Here is a 21,108-nt window from a genome sequence, read left to right on the forward strand (position 1 = left end):
ACAAATAAAAAGAGAGCATATGCTCTCTTTTTATTTTAAAAAATTAAGTACCAGAACCAATGCAAGATTTTGGTAAATATTTTTGTGCAGCATTAGAAGTACATGCCCAATTATTAGCACCAGTATCTGCACCAGACAATGTTAATGTCAATGTTTTACCTGATAAGCCTTTTGAAACACCCGATGTTTTCATTGTCGCAACAATTGTACAAGCACCTTGTGCTGTTGCTGTACCAGCTGTTTCAACATTCGCTACGTATTTACCAGTGATACCTGTTTTAACAGCAATACCATTTGTTGCTGCTGTACCATTAGCAGGGCATGTTCCGTCTTGTGCAAACACTTCAGAAACCGCACCTTTGACACCGCTAGTCAAAGTCATTGCTTCTGACATTTGAGCACGAGCAATGTAGTCTTGGTAAGCAGGAATCGCAATCGCAGCAAGAATACCGATAATTGCAACAACGATCATTAATTCGATAAGGGTGAAACCCTTTTGAACTGATTTCATAACATTCTCCACAAATGTTTATTTCATTTAATTATTAAGCTTTCAGCTTGTTTTATAAATAGCACTTATCATGCCAAGATTTATTATATTTATTTTGTGAAAAAAAACAGCACTTTAAAAAAATATTTTTATTTTTATGTGCTTTATGTTTCTTTTTGTGCTTAAAAGTGACGATTAGTGTCACTTATTTCCCAAGCATTTACTAATCTAAAATGACCGGCGCATTACTTAATTCATTTTTAGAATCATGCATCACATTCTGGTAGAAGCCGGTCAATACCTTACCCACCTCAAACACACCCTGAACTACAGCTTGACGGTACGCTTGCTGCTGCATCAATTGGATAACATTCGCACAAATCGCATCCCATACCACTTGCTGTGTTGCTCCCTTAATCCCTCGATCAATCACAATCTCAACCTTACGCTCACAGAGATTTAAATACAGCAGCACACCGCTGTTAAATTCCGTATCCCACACACCCAATTCTGCAAACAGCTGCTGCGCTCGCCCCTGCGTATTTTGATAATAAGCTTGATTGGCTGGAATATGCCCTTCTATGACCACTTGAATTTCACCTACATGCCCTTGCTCAGCTTGAGCAACGGCATGTGCAATCGCCTGCTGATCCTGTTTATTAAAATAACGTCTAGCTGCAGGTAAATGTAAAAAATGCTTTAGCCAGCGCTTAAAACTCGGCTGATTGATTTCACTCAATTTAGGCTGTGTCAAAATTTCTGTTGTTTCAGATTTCGTTACCATGAGCCTGATGCGCCTCCCCCGCCAAAACCACCACCGCCGCCGCTATATCCACCACCCGAACCTCCACCACGGCCCCCGCCTGACAAGAGTGCCTGAAAGATAACTTGCGCTAAAGCTGTAATCAATAAAAAGAAAATTCCGCAACCTATCAATAAACTGGTGATTAGACCCGCACCGTTGACCAACCCTGCTACTGTACCCGCTACAGCAGCAGTCGCAGCGCTTAAACGGTTACCAACAACATAAGAACCAATAATGCCAGCAACCAAAATAATGAGTGCTGTCGTCATGGTTTTTTGCTTGGCTTGCTGTTCATGCAAGGCCTGCTCTTGACGCTCTTTAAGCTCCTGTGCTGCTTTGGCTGCGACTTCAGGATCCATATTTAAGATCCTTTCAATTTCACTCAGTCCCGCCTGTACACCTTGTGCATATTGGTTCTGTTTAAAATAGGGTGTGATTTGATTGCGGATAATCCGGCTGAGCACAATATCAGGCAATACACCTTCCAGACCATAACCGCTCAGGATTTGAATACGGCGATCATTCACAGCAACTGCCATCAGCAAGCCATTGTCCTGTTTTGCCGATCCCAGCTTCCATTGTTCTGCCGCACGCATAGCAAAACCAAAGATATCTTCCTGCCCTGTGGTCGGCACAATAATAACGCCTATTTGCGCTTTGCCTGTTTCATGCAATTTTAATATTTGCTGACTGATTGACTGTTTCTCTGCAGGACTCAACAAATTCGCCTGATCAACTACAGGCTCATTTAATGTTGGCAAGCTGCGTATAGATTCACCATCAGCGAGATCATTTGCTACCTCTGGCGCGGGTTTAGCTCCCACCGCAATATCAGAAGAAGTTGAAGTATGGCTGGCTTGTGTATTTTGTTGCTGATCTTGAATAATTTTACCGGCAACAATAATTTCTGCATCATCTGAAGCTGTCGCAGTTTCACTTCTGACATGCGCACTTAACAGTAAAATGCTGATGCTGAGCATAAACAATAGACACAGCTGTACCCACTTCTTAGAAATGCCAGAATCATCTGTATGACGCAATTTAAGCAATGAAAGCATCAGTATTCCCTCTCCTTTTCAGAATCAGGGTATTCAATCAGTTAAAGGAAACTTTCGGTGCTGTTTGAGCACCCTGCTCCGCACTAAAGTTTGGTTTAGTATCCATGCCAATCACTTTAGCGGTCATCACTTGCGGGAATTGGCGTGCATAACTATTAAAGTCCTGTACGCTGGCAATATAACGGTTACGCGCAACAGCAATACGGTTTTCAGTGCCTTCTAATTGCACTTGCAGTTCTTTGAACTGTTCATTGGCTTTTAAATCAGGATAATTTTCCGAAACAGCAATTAAGCGGGACAGCGCGCTGGTCATCTGCGCTTGCGCTTCCTGATATTTTTGGAATAAAGCTGGATCTTCCAAGACGGCTTTATCAACTTTTAATCCTGCAACATTGGCGCGCGCTTGAGTGACTTCAGTCAGCACCTGCTCTTCATGCTTGGCATAGCCTTTCACTACATTAACTAAATTTGGCACTAAATCCGCGCGGCGCTGATATTGGTTCTGCACTTCAGACCATGATGCCGTAACCGCTTCATCCTTGACTTGTAAGGTATTATAACCACAGCCTGTAAGGCTTAGCGTGCTTGCTAAAGCGATAGCCAATGCACTGTTTTTCATAAAGTTCATCTGTTCTACCCTCGAGTATTTATTTGTATTTGTTTATGTATTTTTTCATTCTAACGGCATTTTCTTGAAAATATGTATCTTTTTGATAATTTTCCAGCCATAAAAAAAGCCCACTTTATTGGACTTTTTACACAGGTATCAGCTATACAGCGCAGGCATTAATTCCTTTTGAAAACTATCCAGCTGATAATCCTCAGCCAAACGCACTTTCCAATATTGCACAATCTCTGTGTAGTCAACGTCTGAAGGATGAAAATCTTTTTTATAATAAGACAAATATTCTGGCAGCATCTGAAACAACATTTTTGCCAACAAATAGCCGCCAAATAAGTTTCCGCCTACTTTAGGCAGGCTTTTTTTCCGATCCTGCATAAAGAGCCGTGAGGCCGAATAAAAAGTCAGACTGGCAAAACCCGTCGTCACGCTGCGCATAATCATTTTACGGATTTTGTCATCACCATAGACCGCCTGATAGACATCAAATGCCACTGAACGGTGCTCTATCTCTTCTATGGCATGCCACACCCAGAGTTTGACCGCATCATCATCCAAGGTGCTCAGCACTTCAGGATGACGCAAAATATAGCCGCCCAATAATGCCGTAAAATGTTCAAATGCACAGGTAATGGCCAGCTGTATCTTAGGATGCAGGTTTTTCACATAATGGTCTTTACGCCCTAGCCAAGCTTGAAAGCGGTCAAGATTGTAATCCTCCTTACGCCATGCATCATTAAATTCGGCATGCGCTTTAGAATGCATGGCTTCTTGACCAATAAAAGCCGCAATCTGCGCCTGCAACTTTTCATCCTTCACTTTATCGCGGACATTACGCACACTATGCACAAAAAATTGTTCACCAATGGGAAATGTCGAAGATAAAGCGGTCAATAAATGCGACATGACTGGTGAATTGGCAAAATAATGCCGGCGGATCGCTTTCGGATTGAATTGCGGCCTGCGCACAGTAATGCCAATGGCTTTGGGACGATTTTGATATGTTTTTTCTGCCGTCACGTGAGTCATCTGAGTATCTCTTGCCTAAAATACAGATGCTCAGTATGGACAGGAATAATACAAGCACCCATGGCAATTGTGCTTAGCAGGCTTGCATAATCATTCATTTTTGCGCGTTGTCTTACCATAAATCAGACTCTTTATCTGCAAATGCATCATTCTTGTCATTTAAGGATAGTGCAGGCCATAAAAAAACCCGCCGAAGCGGGTTTTTTACAGCATCATCAAGACTTAGATATCTAAGTAATCCAAGATGCCTTCAGCAGCTTGACGGCCTTCCCAAATCGCAGTGACCACAAGGTCAGAACCGCGCACCATGTCGCCGCCCGCAAAGATTTTTGGATTCGATGTTTGGAATTTATACTCTTGCTGTTCTGGCGCAACAACACGGCCCGAACCATCCAAGTTAATTTTCACATCATTAAACCAATCTGCAGGGCTGGTACGGAAACCGAATGCCAAAAGAACTGCATCTGCAGGAAGCACTTCCTCAGAACCTGGAATGGGCTCTGGGCTGCGGCGGCCGCGGCTGTCCGGTTCGCTCAATTGAGTCGTTACGAATTTAACGCCAGTTACTTTGCCGTTTTCACCCACAATTTCAATTGGCTGACGGTTGAACTGGAATTCAACGCCTTCTTCACGCGCGTTTTTCACTTCGCGGCGCGAACCCGGCATGTTTTCTTCATCACGGCGGTAGGCGCAAACTACAGATTCTGCACCTTGACGGATTGAGGTACGGTTACAGTCCATTGCTGTATCGCCGCCGCCCAATACAATCACTTTTTTGCCTTCCATGCTGATGTAATCAGCTGGATCTTTTTCCCAACCTTGGGTACGGTTGACATTGGCAATCAAGAAATCTAGCGCATCAACTACACCATTCAGATCTTCACCCGCAAAACCGCCCTTCATGTAAGTATAAGTACCCATACCCATGAACACAGCATCGTAGTCTGCAAGCAATTGATCAATAGTAACGTCTGTACCGATTTCAGTGTTTAGACGGAATTCAATGCCCATGCCTGTGAAAATTTCACGGCGGCGTTTCATCACGTCTTTTTCCATTTTGAATTCTGGAATACCAAAAGTCAGCAAACCGCCAATTTCAGGACGCTTATCAAATACAACGGGTTTAACACCATTACGCACAAGAATATCCGCACAGCCTAAACCTGCAGGGCCCGCACCAATGATGGCAACTTTTTTGTCTGTCCATTTCACAGAAGACATATCTGGACGCCAGCCTAAAGCAAAAGCGGTATCGTTGATATATTTCTCTGCATTACCAATGGTCACTGCGCCAAAACCGTCATTCAGCGTACACGCGCCTTCACACAAACGGTCTTGCGGACATACACGGCCACAGACTTCAGGCAATGTATTGGTCTGATGGCAAAGTTCTGCCGCTTGGAAAATGCGGCCTTCAGCAATCAGTTTCAGCCAGTTCGGAATGTAGTTGTGCACTGGGCATTTCCATTCACAGTACGGGTTGCCGCAGCCCAAACAGCGGTGTGTTTGGTTGGCTGCAATTTCAGCTGTAAATGGCTTATAAATTTCCACAAACTCAGCTTTGCGGACAGTGAGATCTTTTTTCTCTGGATCTTGGCGTGCTACATCCAGAAATTGAAAGTCATTGTTTAGGCGTTCTGCCATGTCTCTCTCCGTGGGTGAGCGTGGATAACCTTTATCTCTTGATCAACTTGTGCATAAGTTGAAAGTTATCCACACCTACCTAAAATATGAGTAGTGGAATTATTGAGGATCAGCTTGAGTTGTTTTCAACAAAGTCTGCAAATTCGCAGCTTTTGGTTTCACCAGCCAGAATTTACGGCTGTAGAAATCAAACTCATTACGGATCTTATACGCCCAAGCACTACCTGTTTCTTGAATATGCTCATCGAGGATACGGCACAAGAATTCTTTGTGCTCTTCCATCGCTTCAGTTGAAATACGGTTCAGCTCGATCAATTCGTGGTTGTAGTAGTCAACGAAGTCGTTATCTAAATCCAGTACATAAGCAAAACCACCTGTCATGCCTGCACCGAAATTGTGGCCTACTTTACCAAGAACCGTCACAATACCGCCAGTCATATATTCACAGCAGTGATCGCCTGCGCCTTCAATAACCGCAAACGCGCCAGAGTTACGAACCGCGAAACGTTCACCCGCAGTACCTGCAGCGAAGAGCTTACCGCCAGTCGCACCGTACAAGCATGTGTTACCGATGATTGCAGTATTTTGCGTTTGGAAAGGTGAACCTTTCGGCGGGAAGATCGAGATACGGCCGCCAGCCATACCTTTACCTACGTAGTCGTTTGCATCGCCTTCAAGACTGATATGCAAGCCGCCTGCGTTCCACACACCCAGTGACTGACCGGCAGTACCATTCAAGTTCACTTTTACAGGATGCGCTTCCATGCTCAAGTTGCCATAGCGTTTTGCAATTTCACCTGAGATACGCGCGCCGATTGAACGGTCACAGTTGCCAATATTGAAGCTGTATTCACCGCTCGTACCCGCTTCAATGGCTGGCAGCATTTCTGCAACCATTTTTTCAGCCAGCAGGCCTTTGTCAAACGGCGCATTGCCTTCAACTTGACAGTATTGCGCTTTGCCTTCTGCAGATGGATGTGACTGCAGCAATGCACTGAGATCAAGATGCGCATGCTTTTCAGTTTCACCCGGCAGCATTTCCAGTAAATCTGTGCGGCCAATCAAATCTTTCAGGCTTGATACACCGAGTGCAGCCAGCCATTCACGCGTTTCTTCCGCAATGAAGTGGAAGAAGTTGATCAGCATTTCAGGCTCACCAATATAGTGTTCCTGACGCAAGTGATCTTGCTGTGTCGCAACACCGGTCGCACAGTTGTTCAAGTGGCAAATACGCAGGTATTTACAGCCCAATGCGATCATTGGTGTAGAACCGAAGCCGAAGCTTTCTGCACCTAAGATTGCTGCTTTCACAACATCTAAACCCGTTTTTAAGCCGCCGTCCGTTTGAACACGCACTTTACCGCGCAGGTCATTCACACGAAGCGCTTGATGCGCTTCAGACAAGCCAAGCTCCCAAGGAGAACCAGCATGGTGAATAGAAGAAAGTGGAGAAGCCGCTGTACCGCCATCATAACCAGAAATGGTAATGAAGTCGGCATACGCTTTGGCTACACCTGCCGCAATCGTACCGACACCCGGCTCAGAAACCAGCTTAACTGACACCATCGCCTGTGGGTTAACCTGTTTCAAGTCAAAGATTAACTGTGATAAATCTTCAATTGAGTAGATGTCGTGATGCGGCGGCGGAGAAATCAGCGTTACGCCCGGTACAGAGTAACGTAAACGCGCAATTAAGCCATTCACTTTACCGCCCGGCAACTGACCACCTTCACCTGGTTTTGCACCTTGCGCCACTTTAATTTGAAGCACTTCTGCTGAAGTTAAGTACGCAGGAGTAACACCAAAACGGCCAGATGCAATTTGTTTGATTTTCGAGTTACGAATTGTACCGTAACGCGCAGGATCTTCACCGCCCTCACCAGAGTTTGAACGGCCGCCGATCGTATTCATGGCAATCGCAATCGCTTCATGCGCTTCAGGAGACAAAGCACCCAAAGACATGCCCGCAGAGTCAAAGCGCGGCAGAATTGCTTCTACAGACTCAACTTCTTCCAATGCGATTGAATTATCAGTTTTCAGTTTAAGTAAATCACGGATTGTCGCGATAGGACGGTGATTCACCAATTCTGCATATTCTTTAAAGTCTGCAAAATTGCCAGAACGGACTGCTTTATGCAGCGCGTTAATCACATCTGGGTTAAATGCATGGTATTCCTTGCCGAATACAAATTTCAGCATACCGCCTTGATCGATCGGCTTGCGGTTTTTCCACGCAAAATCAGCCAATTTTTTCAAGTCATTTTCAAGGTCATCGAATGTCGCGCCTTTAATACGGCTTGGAACGCCAGTAAAGCATTTGCCAACGACTTCGTCAGACAAGCCCACAGCTTCAAATAATTGGCCGCCGCGGTAAGACGCTACAGTAGAGATACCCATTTTAGAAAGCACTTTAAGCAAGCCTTTCTCGATACCTTTACGGAAGTTTGCTTGTGCATGAATTGGGTCGCCCAGCAATTCACCTTTTGCGATTAAGTCATTGATGACATCGTATGCCAAGTATGGGTAGATCGCTGTCGCACCAAAGCCAAGAATCACGGCAAATTGATGCGCATCACGGGCAAGGCCGGTCTCTACAATAATATTGGCATCTGTACGCAGGCCAGCATTGATCAAATGGTGATGCACTGCTCCAGTCGCCATTAATGCATTTGCAGGCAGGTAACCTTCACGGATTTTCTTATCGGACAGCACCAGCAATGTTTTGCCGTCTCGGATCGCTTGCGCAGCTTCTTCACAGATACGGCTAATTGCAGCTTCAAGACCTTCAGCTTCTGCATAATTCAGATCAATATCCGCCATCTCGTAGCCTTTACGGCCAATCGTGCGGATTTGATGCATTTTTGAATTAGACAGTACTGGGCTAGACACGATCAAACGGTCAGCATGCTCTGGACTTTGTTCAAACACGTTTTGCTCGCGGCCAAAACATGTTTCCAAAGACATTACAATGGATTCGCGCAATGGATCGATTGGCGGATTCGTTACCTGAGCAAACTGCTGACGGAAGTAGTCAGAGACATGGCGCACTTGACGAGACAAGACTGCCATTGGGGTATCATCCCCCATTGAACCGACTGCTTCCTGACCGCTTTCAGCGATTGGGCGAAGCAATTGGTCACGCTCTTCAAAAGTCACCAAGAACATTTTTTGCGCAGCTTTCAGGTCATCGCCTTTCAAGCCCTGCTCACATAAATATTCTTCCAGCTCTGGGCTGCCTTGAATGCGTACTGAGTTTTCACGCAGCCATTCACGGTATGGGCGCATACGTTTCAGGTGGTTGCTGACATCATTGGTGTCCAGCATTTTACCTGTGTGCGTATCAATCACCAGAATTTGACCTGGACCTACACGGCCTTTAGACACTACATCTTCAGGCTCATAGCCCCATACGCCAATTTCAGACGCTAAAGTGATATAGCCATTTTTAGTGATCACCCAGCGCGCAGGACGCAAGCCGTTACGGTCAAGCATACAGATCGCATGGCGGCCGTCTTGAATTACAAGGCCTGCAGGGCCATCCCAAGCTTCCATATGCTTAGAGTTGAACTCATAGAATGCGCGCAAGTCGGCATCCAAAGTTTCAACGTTCTGCCATGCTGGCGGAACCAGCATACGCAGCGCGCGGAATAAGTCCATGCCGCCGCCAACCAGCAATTCAAGCATGTTGTCTAAGCTTGAAGAGTCAGAGCCTGTGCGGTTCACAATTGGGTTAAGTTCTGTTACACCCGGCAGTAACGGGTTTTCAAATTTTGGCGTACGCGCCATTGCCCAGTTGCGGTTCGCAGTAATGGTGTTGATTTCACCATTGTGCGCCAAGTAACGGAACGGCTGCGCTAAAGGCCAGCGCGGCAATGTATTAGTAGAGAAACGCTGATGGAAAACCACAATATGCGATTCTAAGCGCTCATCAGCCAAGTCTGTATAGAAGTCTGCAATATATGCAGGCATCATCAGGCCTTTGTAGCTGATCACAGTTGAGCACAAAGTCGTTACATAGAAGTACGGGTCAGCAGTCAGCTGCTCTTCTGCACGGCGGCGGGCCATAACCAGTTTGCGGTTGAATTCAACCTCGGTCACGCCCATTGGACAATTGACAATAATCTGTTCAAAGCCAGGCAGTGACTGCATCGCAATTGAACCTAAAGCGCCGTTATTGGTCGGCACGACGCGCCAGCCCAAGACTTTACAGCCTTCAGCTTCAATTTCTTTGCTTAAAATTTGTTTTGAGTGTGCGGCAATCGCTGGATCAAGGTTCAGGAAAATCGTACCGACAGCAAAAACTTCGCTTAAGGTAATATCACTGATCTTCTTCGCTTCTTCACGGAAGAATTGCTTAGGCATAGCCAAAAGCAGGCCGCATCCATCCCCCGTTTTACCGTCGGCAGCAATACCGCCGCGGTGGGTCATACAGCTCAAGCTGTGAATAGCGGTCTTCAGCAGATCATGGCTTGCATCACCCTGCATATGGGCGATTAAACCGAAACCACAGTTATCTTTAAACTCATCCGGTTGGTATAAACCTTGAGCGGGAGCTACAGTATTAGGCGATGGCATGTGCATAGCGTACCCTTCTTTTCTACACTGCTCTTTCGAGCCACTAACAAACTAATTTCTTTTGCGATTTAGTCTTAATCCACTCACATGAATTGTGATACTGAGCAAATAATTCCTTTTCTTCGCACACCTAAGATAAACCTAATTTACCTTTTGTGCTTGAATATCAAGAAACAAATTGCTTCTGTCAAAGTTCAGTCTCACTGCATGACTGTTTCGCACACTCATCGAATCATTTTCGCGCCAAAATAGGGAGATCAATTCAATTCACGCACCACTTAAGCAAAAATCATGCCATCGCATCTTTAGTTCATATTAAATTAATGTTTTATAATAAATTTATCATTATTTATCTTGATCAACACCTGAATCAGCACATAAAAATCGCACCATAATGGTTCAATGCAGCCACAGCCCCACAAAAGTGCTTTATTTTGGACCAATCAGTTAAATGGATCCGTCACTTCTGGCTGTGCTGCAGGTGTTTTTTGCTGTACGCCATCTGCATTGCTTTGTGATTGCTGAACATTCACAACATTGCCTTCCGCATCACGGCGCGTCACTGTTGTTGTCGTTGTAGACGCTTTTGGCAGCTCAGCCTGCCTTGCCTGAGCCTCTGCACGCTTCGCTGCAATTTGCGCCTCATCCACTCTAGGCAGCGGCACTGTTTTTAAATGAACTGCATACAATTTTGCATTCATGTTTAGTTCGTCAGAGCCTAAATCATTGACATAGGGCTGATATTCGCCTATTTCAACCGCTTGAGGCTTTACAGAAGGCGGCAATGCAATTTTCAAATCTGCCAATGCTTGTTTTGCGTCAGAAGCGTTTCTATACAGTCCGTAAAGCAGCACATATTGCTCTGGAAAATCCTCTCCAGACAATCTCAGATACCTCAACTTAGATTTATCTGCCTGTTTCTTTAAAAAATTCTTTAAAATCGCCTCGTCTGAAACCCGAAACAGTTCCAGCGCATATGCATTTTTTTCATCAGCAATAAATTTGCTGCCCCGAAATTCAGACTCATGCTGAGCAGTAACCACAGCGCGTGTCATCATATCTAAAGGTTTGACTTCACCCAATAATGCACCAAGATGGTTCATTGTTGAAAGTTTCTCTGGCTGAATTTGCAGCTCGACCTCTGTTTCCGCCTTTTTTTCGACCTCAACCAGATCTTCCTGCTTATCTGTAATTGCCCAAAAAACCAAAGCGCCAAATAGACAGGCACCACCGAACACAAGCCAAATATAACTTTTTATCTGCTGCCAATGCGAACGGTGAGCCACAATCTATTCCTTCTTCATTACTGTTGATTGGCTAAAATTGCCTGTTTCATCAACTCGACATCAAACTCTTTGGTAATCACAGCTTGGCCCAATTGTTTCATTAGGACTAGTCTCAATTGACCATTGAGTACTTTTTTGTCGTGCGCCATATAAGCCAAGAAATCTTCTAGTGGAATTTTAGGACAACTGATTGGCAAATTGGCGCGTAAAATGATTTTTTTTGTACGTTCCAGATCTTCTAGCGAAATCCAGCCCATGCGCTGCGATAAATCAGCAGCCATCACCATGCCAGTTGCTACAGCTTCACCATGCAGCCATACACCATATCCCATATAAGATTCAATGGCATGACCAAAAGTATGGCCTAGATTCAACAGCGCACGCTCCCCCTGCTCTTTTTCATCATTGGCAACAATGCGTGCTTTGTGCGCACAAGAACGGTAAACCGCTTCTGCCAGCAAAGCAGGATCACGCTGAACAAGACCATCCATGTTGTCTTCAAGCCAGCTTAAAAAGTCAATATCCCCCAGCAAAGCGTATTTAATTACTTCGGATAAGCCGGCAGACAGCTCACGCTCTGGCAAACTATTCAGCTGCACCATATCTGCCAACACCACCTGCGGCTGCTGGAAGGCGCCAATCATATTTTTACCCAAGGGGTGGTTAATCCCTGTTTTGCCGCCGACACTGGAATCTACCTGGGAAAGCAATGTGGTTGGGACTTGAATAAAATAAACACCGCGCTGAAAACACGCTGAGGCAAAGCCAGCCATATCCCCAATTACACCGCCGCCCAAAGCCAAAACCGTACAGTCCCGGTTAAATCCAGCTTTAAGCAATGCATCAAAAATCAAATTCAAATGCTCAATATTTTTATATTTTTCGCCATCCGGCAAACTGCAAACTGCAACTGCTTTCCCCAGCGCCTCTATAGCGCGCTGATAATTCGCTAAATACAATGGAGCAACCGTTTCATTGGTCACAATCATGACTTGTTTGCCATGAATATATGGCGCTAAAAGCGCTTGAGGGTCCAATTGACTGCCAATAAAAATAGGATAACGGCGATCACCGAGTTCAACATGAAGGGTTTGCATGACTTTAACCAGTGTATTTACTTTTGAACATTTTGCGAAATAATCAAATTGAGGATTTTTTGCGCCAAATCACGCGCCGCGCCTTGATTGGTTTCAATGATATGATCTGCAACTTCACGATAAAGCGGATCACGGATGTCGAGCAAGTCTTTTAATTTTTTTTCTGGATTTTCGACTTGTAAAAGAGGACGGTTTTTATCTCGGTAGGTACGCTGAAGCTGAATTTCTACTGGAGTATATAAATAAACAACAATGCCGCGCTGTTTTAAAAACTCTCGGTTAGGGGCCTGAGTAACCGCACCGCCGCCAGTTGCTAAAACCAGCTGTGTCCGTGCAGTCAACTCATCAATCACAATAGTTTCACGGCTGCGGAATCCTTGCTCACCTTCTTTCTCAAAGATCCAAGGAATCGTAGCGCCTGTTTTACGTTCAATTTCATGATCGCTGTCAAGAAATTCACGTCCTAACAACTCAGCCAAATGCCGACCTACTGTTGTTTTACCAGCCCCCATCGGCCCTACCAAATAAATATTTGGCAGGGTTTCAAACTCTTTGCTTGGCAAGGAGTCACCTATTTATTTTGTTAAATTCAAAATATATTAATGATTTCTGGTAACACTGTCATTAACAATTCGTGGTGTAACAAAAATTAGCAACTCGCTCTTATTCTCAGACTTCACATCTTTACGGAATAAACGGCCAATGTATGGAATATCCCCTAAGAATGGAACCTTTGTTTGCATATTCGTCGACTGCTGTTCAAAAATTCCGCCCAAAACAACTGTCTCACCATTATCCACTAACACATCAGTATTGATTTCATTTTTATTCAAAATGATCTCACCATTCGGCGCAGTGCCTGCACGCGAATCGCTCTTAATATTCAGCTTCATCTGAACTTTACCGTCTGGTGTTATGCTCGGTGTTACATCCAAACTGAGCAATGCATCCTTAAATTCCGTGGTTGCTGTTGCAGTGCCGCCAGCTGTCGAAGTCGTTTGATACGGAATTTGTTGACCTGACGCAACTTTTGCTGGCTGTTTATCTGCAGTTAAGACTTTTGGTGTTGAAATTACTTCACCATAGCCATCAGACTGCAAAGCAGAGAGCTCAAGGTCCAGCATAAAGTCAGATAGACTGATCAGGCCAAAAGCAATTCTGCTCGCGCCAGCTGAAGTTACGCCCAAATCAACATTCAGGTTATCAGGGCGCTGAATCGTATATTTACCCTCATCATCAGGATCGCGTAAATCCCATAATGTCGTATCACTGCCGCCAACCAATAAGTTATTATTATTGGTTATACCTTGTGACAGAACACCCCACTTAACCCCCATCTCTTTGGTAAAGTCTGTTGTTGCACGAACAATCCGCGCCTCAACCATGACCTGCTTGACTGAAACATCCAGCAAATCAATCATTTTACGGACTTTATCAATATTTTGAGCCGTATCGTTCACGATTAATGTATTTGTTCTTGTATCTGATACTGCACTGCCGCGGGGGCTCAGTAAGCTTTCTAATGCCAATGAGTTTGTTCCAGCGGTTCCATTCGCTTCAGCACCTTTGCTGTTGCGAGAATCTTCCAGCAGTTTCAGCACATCCGCAGATTTTGCATAACTTAATTGAATGTATTCTGTTTGGATCGGCGCCAATTTAACACTTTGCGCAATAGCCTTAGCTTCTTCCTCTTCAGCCTTAATCAGCTCACTCACTGGCGCAATCCAAATCACATTGCCATTGCGGCGCTTATCCAGGTTTTTCGTTTTTAGAACAATATCCAGCGCTTGATCCCAAGGTACATCTTTTAAGCGCAGCGTGATATTGCCTTGCACAGTATCTGCCGCCACCATATTGATGCCAGTAAAATCAGCCAGCAATTGAAGTACACGGCGTACTTCAATATCTTGGAAATCTAGTGAAATCTTTTTGCCTGTATAATGATTGGATGCTTTTGGGCGTAAAGGATTCTTATCTTCAGGACGCTTAAGACTAACAGTCAGCTTATTATCCGTCTGATAAGCCATATATTCAAAATTGCCTGACGATTGAATCGTAATCACACCATTCGTGCCGTCATTATGGGCATCTACGGTTGAAACAGGTGTTGCAAAATCATTGACATTTAAGCGGCGAGTTAAATGTGAAGGCACTTTATTGCCTAAAGTACGGATCACAATTTTACTGCCCTGCTGCTGTACATCGACAGGCGTATTGCCGCCAAGCAGATCTACGACAACCTGCCCCTCACCATTTGAACCGCGATTAAAACCAATGTTAGAAATTCCCTGTACAGGCGCCTGAATGGCTGGCTGAGCTACAGAATTTCCAGCAGAATTAATTTTCAGAATAAAGGTATTGCCTTCAACACGTGTAGTAAATGTACCAGCGCTTGCTAGATTTACAGTCAAACGTGAACGCTGAGCATCTGAACTAAGATCAACTGAAGTCGCTTCATCAGTCGCAACTGGAATTGAGCTCTGTTTAATTTTTTGATCTGCTTTATCAAAATCCAGAACCAAGCGGGAAGGCTGCTCTAATTGATAAGCCTGCGGCTGTGGCGGCAAACCATTAAACATCACACGAATTTCAGTACCCTGACCAGGGATCTGCATAGGCACGATATTGGTCATACTCACTTGCGCACTTGCAACCTGCATAACAGCCATTGCAACGGCACCCATTGAAAACTGACGAAATACTTGATTCATTGTATTGCCATCCCCAAAAATATAATCATTTACACTATTACTATTTTTCATTTTTATTCCTTTAAACTTAAGGTGCTGGCCCAATTAATATAAGACTTCTAGGACGCTCAACATAACCTTCTCGCCCATCTGGAATAATCTCCACTACATCAATTTGTGTCGGTGAAATTCTCACAATGCGGCCTTGATTCAAGCCCATATAGTTTCCTACCTGTACACGTTCAACCTGCCCATCAGGTGTCTGGATCAACGCCATAATCTTGCCGGATTGATTCAGTAAACTGCCTTTCATATTTAAGTTTTCAATTGGAAAACTCTCTAATGGCTGAGACTGACGATTGAAGTTCGGATAAACCCGCTTGCCCGCCATAATTTTCAGTTCAGACGCAAGTGAACCTGGCATGAAAGGGCTTCTCAGCTGCTGAGCGCCATAATTAAATGACTCTACAGGCACAAAATCTGGTGCAGGCTCAATTGGAACCGGCGGCTGGTTGCGGATATTTGCCATTTCCTGATTCACGACATCAATTCGTGATTCACACCCAGCTAAAGCAACGCCCAACATTACAAACAAAGAAAGCTTTTGCATTTTCATTAGTTTGCCCCTCCAGCTGATGCTGCCTGATTCTCTTGAGCGCCTTCTGCGCCAGCAGCAGCTGCATCACTATTTCCAACATAACGGTATGTTTTTGCTTTTAAGCTGTAATCCACCTTTGGAATGTCGCTCTTATCATCTTTACTGTCGCTTGCAATGATTTCAAAGTCATGCAGTGTCACAATTCGTGAAAGGCCAGCAATACCGCTGACAAAAGCGCCAAATGAGTGATAATCGCCAGTTGCATCAATCGCGATCGGCTGCTCAATAAAGAACTCTTGCTTAACTTCAGGCTCTAAACGAATATTTTTAAATTTCAGACCTGAATTTACCCCTGTTAAGTTGATATCTTCAACCAAACCAGGAATTTCTGTTTCTTTTGGCAATTGTTCCAGTTGCTGATTAAAACGCGCTTCCATTTCTTGTAGCTGTATTTGGTATTGCTGCAGATTACGAAGCTTTGAATCTTTCTCGCGGAATTCATTCAGCAAATTCTGTTCTTGCGCATTGGCATTGGCAATGTCATCCATCTTGCCTTTGATCGCCAGAAAATAGCCTGCAGCCAGTACAAAAATAATAATAAAAAGCCAGCACGTAATTTTTACCGATAAAGGCCAGCTGCCGTAGTTATTGGTATCCAGCGTATTGAATTGCTGCAGGAATTTATCCAAAGTCATTTTTTTCTTTGGTGCCACAGCGACTTCATTTAATTCTTCAAATTCTTCACGACTCATTTTGCAGCCTCCGGTGCAGAAGTTGCAGGAGCATTTTGATTCGCAGCATCAGCAGTTTGCGCAGCAGGATCTTTTGCACCTGTTAACTCTGGCTGCGCGATAGCATCCAGATCAGCAGTAACTGTAAACGTCCCATAGCCATCTTCAACACGCGGTACGATAGAGCTTGGCGTTTGGTCTTTTTTCTCTTCAGTTGCCAAGAATGAACTCATAAACGCGTTGCGGTACCATGGGGAAGCTTCCAAATTACGCAGCAGCTCGGCGACAGTATTTGGACTCTCAGCTTTACCTTCCAGCGTAAATTTATCGCCTGCGCGGCTGAACTTCGTAATGTACATCTGATCAGGCATAACCCGCACAAGCTCTTCAACCAGATGCACCGCAATTGGACGCTGCCCTTGCAAGCCCTGGATCAGCTTCATACGCTCAACAATCGCATTGCGCTGTTCTTGCAGACCTTCTAATGACTTAAGCTGAACATCCAGATTTTGATTGGTGCTGACAATAAGCTGGTTCGCTTGCTCTTGGTCTTGAAATTTATTATCAAAATACAGCCAAGTTAAGCCAACGCCTAAAACCCCAATAAGAAATGCCCCAATGCAAATTGCAATAAATTCTTTTTTTCGTTTCTCTCTTAGCCCATCGCGCCAAGGGAGTAAGTTAATCTTTGCCATTAATCAAAACTCCTCAATGCTAAACCGCATGCCACCAAGAGCGATGAAGCGTCATTTTCAATTTTTTTAATATCTATTTGAGGTGAAAAACCCATTTGCAGGAATGGATTGGCAATAGTGACCCGATAACCCAGCTTTTGCTGCAGTAATTTTGCCAGACCTGGGATATTGGCATTACCGCCAGCCAGCAGGATATGGTCAATTTCATTAAACTGAGAGGATGAGAAGAAGAATTGCAGTGAACGTGCCGCCTGCTGCACAACCGCCTCTAAAAACGGCTCCAGCACTTCAATATCATAATCATCAGGTAAAGCGCGGGTTTTCTTTGCTCGGCCAGCTTCTTCAAAAGACAAACCATAGCGGTTTTGAATTTCCTGTGTCAGCTGCTTGCCGCCAAAAACCTGTTCACGCGTATAAATCACTTTATTATTTTGCATGACTGACAAGGTTGTCATGCTGTGGCCGATATCTAAGATACCGACTGTTTTCACACCCATCGGCAACGTATCGGAAAAGACTTTAAATGCATTTTCTAAAGCAAAGCTTTCAACGTCAGCAATTTTAGGCGATAAGCCCGCTAACTCTAAAACTTCTGAACGCGCTTCTACGTTTTCAATGCGCGTTGCCACGAGCAGCACATTAACACGGTTTGGATTAGACAAACGGTCTGGGAGAACTTCAAAATCTAGACTCGCTTCGTCTAGCGGGAAAGGAATATATTGCTCCGCATCCATACGAATCTGAACTTCACGCTCATCACTCGTCATATCTGCATCCATCTCAATGGTTTTTGTAATCACCATCGAGGTTGGAATCGCTAAGGCTGAATTCACTGTTTGAGTATTGGCTAAATTAATCGCACGCTCTAATGAATCGCTTACAGCTTCAGGATTTAATATGTTTTTTTCAACAACGCTTCCTTCCGGCAAAGGCACCAAAGCATAGCTTTCTACCCAATACCGTCCACTTTTTACAGAAAGTTCCAAAACCTTAACAGAAGTCGAACTAATATCAACTCCCACTAACCCCTTATTTGGCTTACGATATAACCTGAGCACAATATAATTCCTATTATTTTTTTATCCCCAAAAAGTAACTCACTAATTAGAATAGGTCTATAATTTTATACAGATACCATATAACAATCTGCACGTCTTAAGGATATACTGACCGCTAATTAGTTTGCCATTAGCTCTTATTAAAACTTACTTGTTATGAAAAAGCTATCTTGTTCGGGCCTAGTTCATCCATTTTTTTTGATCCTAATTATTATTTTAGTCTCAATTCCTATGGGTTTCTATGGCATGTATCTCTATATTGCGCCATCTTTGCCTGAAATGTCCACTTTAAAAAAGGCTCCTTTATTGAAGCCTTTACAAGTATACAGTGCAGATAATGAACTGATTGCCGAGTATGGCGGCAAATTGTCTGTGCCTGTTGAGTACAGTCAGATACCGCAAACCTTTATTCATGGTTTTCTGGCGGCAGAAGACTCGTCGTTCTTTGAGCATAGCGGCATCAGCTTTAAAGGCATTGGCCGGGCTGTCAGTGAAAGCATTACGGGTTCAGATGTGCAAACGGGCGGGTCCACCATTACGATGCAGGTGGCGAAGAACTATTATTTAAGCCCGGAACGGACTTTAAAGCGCAAACTGACAGAAATTTTCTTAGCCCGAAAGATTGAAGAAAATCTAACAAAAGAAGAAATTTTAACGTTATATGTCAATAAAATTTTCTTAGGTAAAAATGCCTATGGCATCGCGGCGGCAGCTAAAATTTATTACAACAAAAATTTAGATGAGCTGACCACTGCGCAAATGGCCATGATTGCAGGTCTACCGAAAGCGCCGTCTAAATACAATCCTGTCGCCAATCCTAAGCGCGCGCTTGAGCGCCGCAACTGGATTTTAGGCCGCATGCTGCAGCTCGGCTATATTTCTCAAGCTGAATATCAAAAAGCCATTGCAGAACCGATTAATCTGGATATGCCCGAACGCGGGGTCAGCACTCAATATCCCTATGTAGGTGAAATGGTGCGCAGTGAACTGGTGCAAACCTTAGGTGAACAAGCCATTGATTCCGGCTATAAGGTTTACACCACCATTAATAGCCGCCGCCAAGCTTATGCTGAAGATGCCGTTAGAGAAGGTTTAGAAGATTATGACCGCCGCCACGGCTGGCGAGGTGCAGAAGCGCATGACAAACCGCTCTCTGACTTTATGGCCTATGCCAATACCTTCCCAGCAGAAGTTACCAAAGTAAATCCTTCCAGTTTTGAAGCTTTGATGCAGGATGGCACAACAGTCACCGTTCCTTGGTCTGGCATGGCTTGGGCCCGCCCCTACCGCAGCGCCAACAGTGTAGGCAATGCACCGTCAAAAGCTTCACAAATTGTCAAAGTTAAAGATATTATCCGTTTGCGTCCAAATCAGGACAGAACCTCTTGGGCCTTGATTCAAATTCCTAAAGCGCAAGGCCAGCTCATTGCCTTAAACCCAAACAATGGCGCAATTGAAGCAATTGTGGGCGGCTATAACTTTTATCAGTCTAAATTTAACCGCGCATTGCAAGGCTGGCGCCAGCCTGGCTCTACGATCAAGCCTTTTGTTTATGCTTTAGCATTAGAGCGCGGCATGACTCCTTTCAGCATGGTCAACGACAGTCCAATTACCATTGGCAAATGGACACCCAAAAACTCTGATGGCCGCTATTTAGGCATGATTCCATTGCGCCGTGCGCTGTACTTATCCCGTAACACGGTATCTGTACGTCTGCTGCAAATGGTGGGCATTGAGCGTACCCGTCAGCTGTTTATGGATTTTGGCCTGCAGGAAAATCAAATTCCGCGCAACTACACCATTGCTTTAGGAACGCCGCAAGTCTTGCCGGTACAGATGGCAACGGGCTATGCAGCCTTCGCCAATGGCGGCTACCGCATTCAGCCGCATTTTATTGACCGCATTGAAGATGCTTATGGCAAAGTGATTTATCAATCCAATCCAGACTATGCGTGTATCCCATGCATCAATGAAGAAGAGCAGCCAATGGATGCAGGAGCGCCTGCTACACCGGATGATGAAGCATTCCTTATGACCGGCATGTCAAAAATGCAGACAGATGAAAATATTGATACGGCGGATTACCGTCAAGCTACACGTATTTTAAAATCCAGCTCAGCTTTTGACATGGCAAATATCTTGCGTGATGTGATTCAGCATGGTACAGGCCGTGCAGCCTTAAGAATTGGCCGCAATGATATTGGCGGCAAAACAGGTACAACTAACGATGCGAAAGATGCATGGTTTGCAGGCTTTAATGGAAAACTGGTTGCCATTGCATGGGTCGGCTTTGACCAGCCGTCTACACTGGGGCGCCGAGAATACGGCGGTGTCGCAGCCCTGCCCGTGTGGACCAATTTTATGGCGAATGCGCTGAAAGACACACCGGAGTCTTGGGTGCGTTTAGACAAAAATGCCAAAGCGCCGCTAGACCGCAATCAAGCCAACCCAGCAGCTGAAGAAACTCAGCCTTTACGTGACCGTGCCTCGCCTCCGCTGGCGCAGCCGATTTACCGCCCTGCACCGCCAGCGCCAATCACCCGTCCTGCACAAAATGACTTTGAAGATTTGCCTGGTGAGGACATCTTAGTCCCAGCAAGCAATACACCTCCTTCAATGCAGCCCGCAGCCAAACCGCAGCCAGACGCTCTGAGCAGCCTCATTGAACAGGTGGAATAGTGAGGCTGCATTAAATCAGCAATAAAAAAAGCCCTCTAAAGAGGGCTTTTT

Annotated in this window: 16 protein-coding genes; 1 reads left to right on the top strand and 15 read right to left on the bottom strand. The window is 44.7% G+C overall.

Going from position 1 to position 21,108, the window contains the following annotated elements:
- Positions 1 to 43: 43 nt before the first annotated feature.
- The 15 genes from B9T34_RS10810 to B9T34_RS10880 form a co-directional block, all read right to left on the bottom strand.
- On the bottom strand, positions 44 to 511 hold the full coding sequence (locus tag B9T34_RS10810) for a pilin (protein WP_086213143.1): 468 nt from the start codon (positions 509 to 511) through the stop codon (positions 44 to 46).
- A gap of 202 nt (positions 512 to 713) precedes the next feature.
- A complete protein-coding gene (locus B9T34_RS10815; RefSeq protein ID WP_086213144.1) occupies positions 714 to 1,274 on the bottom strand; it encodes a TPM domain-containing protein in 561 nt (186 codons plus the stop codon).
- On the bottom strand, positions 1,268 to 2,275 hold the full coding sequence (locus tag B9T34_RS10820) for a TPM domain-containing protein (protein ID WP_228147442.1): 1,008 nt from the start codon (positions 2,273 to 2,275) through the stop codon (positions 1,268 to 1,270). Before B9T34_RS10820 ends, B9T34_RS10815 begins: the two co-directional genes overlap by 7 nt.
- 115 nt (positions 2,276 to 2,390) lie before the next feature.
- Positions 2,391 to 2,981 (bottom strand): LemA family protein, encoded by a 591-nt coding sequence (locus tag B9T34_RS10825; RefSeq protein ID WP_086213146.1) that lies wholly within the window; start codon positions 2,979 to 2,981, stop codon positions 2,391 to 2,393.
- Positions 2,982 to 3,119: 138 nt separating this feature from the next.
- On the bottom strand, positions 3,120 to 4,004 hold the full coding sequence (locus B9T34_RS10830) for a metal-dependent hydrolase (RefSeq protein WP_086213147.1): 885 nt from the start codon (positions 4,002 to 4,004) through the stop codon (positions 3,120 to 3,122).
- 222 nt (positions 4,005 to 4,226) lie between these two features.
- On the bottom strand, positions 4,227 to 5,648 hold the full coding sequence (locus B9T34_RS10835; protein WP_086213148.1) for an FAD-dependent oxidoreductase: 1,422 nt from the start codon (positions 5,646 to 5,648) through the stop codon (positions 4,227 to 4,229).
- Positions 5,649 to 5,747: 99 nt separating this feature from the next.
- Entirely contained in the window at positions 5,748 to 10,223 is a 4,476-nt protein-coding gene (gene gltB / locus B9T34_RS10840) for a glutamate synthase large subunit (protein ID WP_171265181.1), read from the bottom strand.
- A gap of 443 nt (positions 10,224 to 10,666) precedes the next feature.
- The gene (locus tag B9T34_RS10845; protein ID WP_171265195.1) at positions 10,667 to 11,512 is read right to left on the bottom strand and encodes a hypothetical protein; all 846 of its coding nucleotides are present in this window, start codon (positions 11,510 to 11,512) and stop codon (positions 10,667 to 10,669) included.
- Positions 11,513 to 11,526: 14 nt separating this feature from the next.
- The gene (gene aroB, locus B9T34_RS10850) at positions 11,527 to 12,606 is read right to left on the bottom strand and encodes a 3-dehydroquinate synthase (RefSeq protein ID WP_086213151.1); all 1,080 of its coding nucleotides are present in this window, start codon (positions 12,604 to 12,606) and stop codon (positions 11,527 to 11,529) included.
- A gap of 17 nt (positions 12,607 to 12,623) precedes the next feature.
- Positions 12,624 to 13,169, bottom strand: a complete 546-nt coding sequence (gene aroK, locus B9T34_RS10855) for a shikimate kinase AroK (protein WP_086213152.1) — start codon at positions 13,167 to 13,169, stop codon at positions 12,624 to 12,626.
- Between the two features lie 36 nt (positions 13,170 to 13,205).
- Entirely contained in the window at positions 13,206 to 15,317 is a 2,112-nt protein-coding gene (gene pilQ, locus B9T34_RS10860; protein WP_171265197.1) for a type IV pilus secretin PilQ family protein, read from the bottom strand.
- 67 nt (positions 15,318 to 15,384) lie between these two features.
- Positions 15,385 to 15,912: a pilus assembly protein PilP gene (locus B9T34_RS10865; protein WP_086213154.1), complete on the bottom strand. Its 528-nt coding sequence runs from the start codon at positions 15,910 to 15,912 to the stop codon at positions 15,385 to 15,387.
- A complete protein-coding gene (locus B9T34_RS10870) occupies positions 15,912 to 16,646 on the bottom strand; it encodes a type 4a pilus biogenesis protein PilO (protein ID WP_086213155.1) in 735 nt (244 codons plus the stop codon). Before B9T34_RS10870 ends, B9T34_RS10865 begins: the two co-directional genes overlap by 1 nt.
- Complete coding sequence (locus tag B9T34_RS10875; RefSeq protein ID WP_086213156.1) at positions 16,643 to 17,320, bottom strand: PilN domain-containing protein; 678 nt, start codon at positions 17,318 to 17,320, stop codon at positions 16,643 to 16,645. The genes B9T34_RS10870 and B9T34_RS10875 overlap by 4 nt, the downstream gene beginning before the upstream one ends.
- A complete protein-coding gene (locus tag B9T34_RS10880) occupies positions 17,320 to 18,378 on the bottom strand; it encodes a pilus assembly protein PilM (protein WP_086213157.1) in 1,059 nt (352 codons plus the stop codon). Before B9T34_RS10880 ends, B9T34_RS10875 begins: the two co-directional genes overlap by 1 nt.
- Positions 18,379 to 18,534: 156 nt before the next feature.
- Between B9T34_RS10880 and ponA the strand changes: the two genes are divergently transcribed.
- Complete coding sequence (ponA, locus tag B9T34_RS10885; protein ID WP_086213158.1) at positions 18,535 to 21,057, top strand: penicillin-binding protein PBP1a; 2,523 nt, start codon at positions 18,535 to 18,537, stop codon at positions 21,055 to 21,057.
- The last annotated feature ends 51 nt before the right edge of the window (positions 21,058 to 21,108 follow it).

Origin of the sequence: Acinetobacter sp. ANC 3813, from assembly GCF_002135435.1 — a bacterium.
Taxonomy (GTDB): domain Bacteria; phylum Pseudomonadota; class Gammaproteobacteria; order Pseudomonadales; family Moraxellaceae; genus Acinetobacter.